Raw genomic sequence first — 1,402 nt, 5'->3', positions numbered from 1 at the left:
GGAGAGTGGTGAGAGTAGCGTCAGAGTATTCATCAGTTGTTATCGCCTCAAAGCGCTTCGGGCCTCTCGCCAATATCTTAAACGCCTCCCCTCATTTTTTGCCAATCATGCCAGCACTGCCAAGGCGAGCGCCTGTCCTCTCGCTGGTACTGGCTACCGAGGATGCGAATGGCAAAGTCTGCTTCGCTACTGCGGCCCAGTTCGTGGATCACGCTGATCAGCAAATTGACCACATGCGGGTTGCGCACGTAGCGGTCGCTGTAGACAAGTTCTTGGTCAGCTGCTTGAGGAGCCCGTCGACACCGATCAGATCTTCGGGCTTCTGGTAGTTGGCGAGGAGCTGATCAAGCAGCGCGTCGGTGATGGGATGTTTGTCCTTGCTCATGGTGACTCCGGTCTGATGCGACAGTGTCGCTGGGTAGACCGGTTACACAAAATCTAGGACACCCTCTATTCAAAGCATAACAAATAATTATAAAAATCTATCAACTAACTAAATACGATTGAAAAATTCATGAGAAATTTTTGACCGGCACCCTCCAACGCCACGCACGAGCCTCATTGACCTCTGACCTTGCAATAAATTTATGGATTCCATAAAATAAAAGACATGGAAAAGCGCATAGCCCACTACAAATTGAGCGATGTCCAGGGGGTTGTTGCCCGGAACGGCATCGACTCATTAACCCGCACCGCCCAGATGGGCGCTGACGCCATGGGGTTGAACGCTGCTGAGGCCGTTGCCGTAGTACTAAGTCTGACGCCCTCCATGCTCTACAAGAGCATGACGACCCATGCCGATCATCGGGTGTGGCAAGACGTGTACCGTGCCGCCTGCCCGAATGACCGCATGGCCTACATCAAGCTGACCCTGCGTGATGGCGCGGTGGTCATCCAGTTCAAGGAGCTTTGATATGACGAAGTGCACTTCCCGATTCTGCTTGCAGTGCGATGACGGCATTGAGCTGGTACATGAGGCACGTGACCTCACGACAACTATCGATGGCCTATCATTCACTGTCGCTGCTGTGTCTGGCTGGCATTGCCCAGTCTGCGGCGAGGTTGAGTTTGATGCAGGCGAAGGCGCACGCTACAGCGCTGCATTAGCCGAAGCGCGTGAGCAGGTCACTGCGCGTAAGGCACAGGCACTGCGCGAGATTCGCCGCCGCCTGAAGCTCACGCAGGCCGAGGCTGGTCAAATATTCGGAGGCGGCGCATCGGCGTTCTCGGAGTACGAGCGCGGCCATACGCAGCCGCACAAGTCCACCTGGGCGCTTTTCCGGCTGCTGGACAAGCATCCTGAGCTCTTAAGCGAGTTGCGTTGAACTCCCTGGGGTTGTCGTGCCTTCAAGCCGCTTTCGGAGTGATTACAGCGACGGCCCGGAGTAGCCGCTGCTGTCAT

General features: G+C 55.3%; 3 protein-coding genes. 2 read left to right on the top strand and 1 reads right to left on the bottom strand.

Going from position 1 to position 1,402, the window contains the following annotated elements:
- Nucleotides 1-217: 217 nt before the first annotated feature.
- Nucleotides 218-385 (bottom strand): hypothetical protein, encoded by a 168-nt coding sequence (locus C5O18_RS09585; RefSeq protein WP_420884490.1) that lies wholly within the window; start codon nt 383-385, stop codon nt 218-220.
- A gap of 225 nt (nt 386-610) precedes the next feature.
- Between C5O18_RS09585 and C5O18_RS09580 the strand changes: the two genes are divergently transcribed.
- Both C5O18_RS09580 and C5O18_RS09575 read left to right on the top strand, forming a co-directional pair.
- Complete coding sequence (locus C5O18_RS09580; protein WP_105193400.1) at nt 611-913, top strand: type II toxin-antitoxin system MqsR family toxin; 303 nt, start codon at nt 611-613, stop codon at nt 911-913.
- A 1-nt stretch (nt 914) separates the two neighbouring features.
- Entirely contained in the window at nt 915-1,325 is a 411-nt protein-coding gene (locus C5O18_RS09575) for a type II toxin-antitoxin system MqsA family antitoxin (protein WP_105193398.1), read from the top strand.
- Nucleotides 1,326-1,402 lie beyond the last annotated feature (77 nt).

This window comes from Amnimonas aquatica (genome assembly GCF_002943415.1).
In the GTDB taxonomy this organism is placed as follows: Bacteria; Pseudomonadota; Gammaproteobacteria; order Pseudomonadales; family Moraxellaceae; genus Perlucidibaca; species Perlucidibaca aquatica_A.
This window is presented reverse-complemented; position numbering and strand designations above follow the sequence as displayed.

Excerpts from the sequence above, each read along its gene's own strand:
- C5O18_RS09585 (WP_420884490.1), bottom strand. The coding sequence starts at position 385 with ATGAGCAAGGACAAACATCCCATCACCGACGCGCTGCTTGATCAGCTC.
- C5O18_RS09580 (WP_105193400.1), top strand. The coding sequence starts at position 611 with ATGGAAAAGCGCATAGCCCACTACAAATTGAGCGATGTCCAGGGGGTT.
- C5O18_RS09575 (WP_105193398.1), top strand. The coding sequence starts at position 915 with ATGACGAAGTGCACTTCCCGATTCTGCTTGCAGTGCGATGACGGCATT.